This is a genomic window from Xanthomonas sp. F10 (assembly GCF_014206815.1).
GTDB classification, from domain to species: Bacteria; Pseudomonadota; Gammaproteobacteria; order Xanthomonadales; family Xanthomonadaceae; genus Xanthomonas_A; species Xanthomonas_A indica.
The window spans coordinates 2,501-5,577 of record NZ_JACHNP010000006.1 but is presented as its reverse complement, the minus strand read 5'-3'; the positions used below and the strand labels follow the sequence as shown (position 1 = coordinate 5,577).

The following is a 3,077-nucleotide window of genomic DNA, read 5'->3' as shown; positions in this document are numbered from 1 at the left end:
CGGGAGAAGGGAGGAACCGAGCCCCTCTCCCCGCGGGAGAGGGGTCGGGGTGAGGGAACGGGCAGCGCCTCGCCGATCCGTCATTTCGAGGCTTTTGCCCGCACTTCCATCGCCTGCTCGCGTCGCGTTGTTTTTTACGCGCAATAAAAAATCCCCGTCCTTTCGGACGGGGATTTGGGGTAAAGCCCCTGGCGATGACCTACTCTCGCATGGCTTGAGCCACACTACCATCGGCGCAGCTGCGTTTCACTTCCGAGTTCGGGATGGGATCGGGTGGTTCCACAGCGCTAATTTCACCAGGGAGACGGTTGGAGTGTCGCCACATGCGGTTTCTCGGTTGTTGGACCGAGGACGGCAAGGGCGCCAGCCTCTCATAGGGTGTGATGTAGCGAGCGAGTGAGAGCGATCGACGTGTGTCGCGCTAAGGGATGCTTATGAGGAAGCATCTTGAGGTTATATGGTCAAGCCGCACGGATCATTAGTATCAGTTAGCTCAATGCATTGCTGCACTTACACACCTGACCTATCAACCACGTAGTCTACATGGTTCCTTTAGGGGACTTGTGTCCCGGGAGATCTCATCTTGAGGCGCGCTTCCCGCTTAGATGCTTTCAGCGGTTATCGCTTCCGAACATAGCTACCCGGCAATGCCACTGGCGTGACAACCGGAACACCAGAGGTTCGTCCACTCCGGTCCTCTCGTACTAGGAGCAGCCCCTCTCAAATCTCCAACGCCCATGGCAGATAGGGACCGAACTGTCTCACGACGTTCTGAACCCAGCTCGCGTACCACTTTAAATGGCGAACAGCCATACCCTTGGGACCGACTACAGCCCCAGGATGTGATGAGCCGACATCGAGGTGCCAAACACCGCCGTCGATATGAACTCTTGGGCGGTATCAGCCTGTTATCCCCGGAGTACCTTTTATCCGTTGAGCGATGGCCCTTCCATACAGAACCACCGGATCACTAAGACCTACTTTCGTACCTGCTTGATCCGTCGATCTTGCAGTCAAGCACGCTTATGCCTTTGCACACAGTGCGCGATGTCCGACCGCGCTGAGCGTACCTTCGTGCTCCTCCGTTACTCTTTAGGAGGAGACCGCCCCAGTCAAACTACCCACCATACACGGTCCCCGATCCGGATTACGGACCTAGGTTAGAACGTCAAGCACGACAGGGTGGTATTTCAAGGATGGCTCCACCACAGCTAGCGCCATGGTTTCATAGCCTCCCACCTATCCTACACAGACGAACTCAACGTTCAGTGTAAAGCTATAGTAAAGGTTCACGGGGTCTTTCCGTCTTGCCACGGGAACGCTGCATCTTCACAGCGATTTCAATTTCACTGAGTCTCGGGTGGAGACAGCGCCGCTGTCGTTACGCCATTCGTGCAGGTCGGAACTTACCCGACAAGGAATTTCGCTACCTTAGGACCGTTATAGTTACGGCCGCCGTTTACTGGGGCTTCGATCAAGAGCTTCGCCTTGCGGCTGACCCCATCAATTAACCTTCCAGCACCGGGCAGGCGTCACACCCTATACGTCCACTTTCGTGTTTGCAGAGTGCTGTGTTTTTGATAAACAGTCGCAGCGGCCTGGTTTCTGCGACCCTCTTCAGCTATAGCTCGCACGAGCCACCAAAAAGGGTGCACCTTCTCCCGAAGTTACGGTGCCATGTTGCCTAGTTCCTTCACCCGAGTTCTCTCAAGCGCCTGAGAATTCTCATCCTACCCACCTGTGTCGGTTTACGGTACGGTCTGCGTAAGCTGAAGCTTAGGAGCTTTTCCTGGAAGCGTGGTATCAGTGACTTCGTCTAAAAGACTCGTCTCGGTGCTCGGTCTTAAAGGATCCCGGATTTGCCAAAGATCCAAACCTACCGCCTTTCCCCGGGACAACCAACGCCCGGTACACCTAACCTTCTCCGTCCCTCCATCGCACTTACGCGAGGTGCAGGAATATTAACCTGCTTCCCATCGACTACGGCTTTCGCCCTCGCCTTAGGGGCCGACTCACCCTGCGCCGATTAACGTTGCGCAAGGAAACCTTGGGCTTTCGGCGTGCGGGTTTTTCACCCGCATTGTCGTTACTCATGTCAGCATTCGCACTTCCGATACCTCCAGCAGACTTCTCAATCCACCTTCGCAGGCTTACGGAACGCTCCTCTACCGCGCATCGCTTATCGCGATGCACCCCAAGCTTCGGTTCACTGCTTAGCCCCGTTAAATCTTCCGCGCAGACCGACTCGACCAGTGAGCTATTACGCTTTCTTTAAAGGGTGGCTGCTTCTAAGCCAACCTCCTGGCTGTCTATGCCTTTCCACATCGTTTTCCACTTAGCAGTGAATTTGGGACCTTAGCTGTGGGTCTGGGTTGTTTCCCTTTTCACGACGGACGTTAGCACCCGCCGTGTGTCTCCCATACAGTCCGTCTCGGTATTCGGAGTTTGCAATGGTTTGGTAAGTCGCGATGACCCCCTAGCCATAACAGTGCTCTACCCCCGAGAGGATACATATGAGGCGCTACCTAAATAGCTTTCGAGGAGAACCAGCTATCTCCGGGTTCGATTAGCTTTTCACTCCTAATCACACCTCATCCCCTACCTTTGCAACGGGAGTGGGTTCGGGCCTCCAGTCAGTGTTACCTGACCTTCACCCTGGGCATGACTAGATCACCCGGTTTCGGGTCTACTGCCCGCGACTATGCGCCCTTATCAGACTCGGTTTCCCTTCGCCTCCCCTATACGGTTAAGCTTGCCACGAACAGTAAGTCGCTGACCCATTATACAAAAGGTACGCAGTCACTCTTGCGAGCTCCTACTGCTTGTACGCACACGGTTTCAGGATCTATTTCACTCCCCTCTCCGGGGTTCTTTTCGCCTTTCCCTCACGGTACTGGTTCACTATCGGTCGGTCAGGAGTATTTAGCCTTGGAGGATGGTCCCCCCATGTTCAGACAGGGTTTCACGTGCCCCGCCCTACTCGTCTTCACTGGTATGGCCCTTTCAAATACAGGGCTATCACCTTCTATGGCCAACCTTTCCAGGTTGTTTTTCTAAAACCATACCAGCTTAAGGGC

The 3,077-nt window shown here is 54.7% G+C and carries 2 rRNA genes (1 of these 2 cut by a window edge); both read right to left on the bottom strand.

What is annotated here, in order from left to right:
* Positions 1-186: 186 nt before the first annotated feature.
* A 5S ribosomal RNA gene (rrf, locus tag FHR56_RS20475) occupies positions 187-301 on the bottom strand.
* A gap of 156 nt (positions 302-457) precedes the next feature.
* Positions 458-3,077 (bottom strand): 23S ribosomal RNA (locus FHR56_RS20470); it runs 260 nt beyond the window's last position.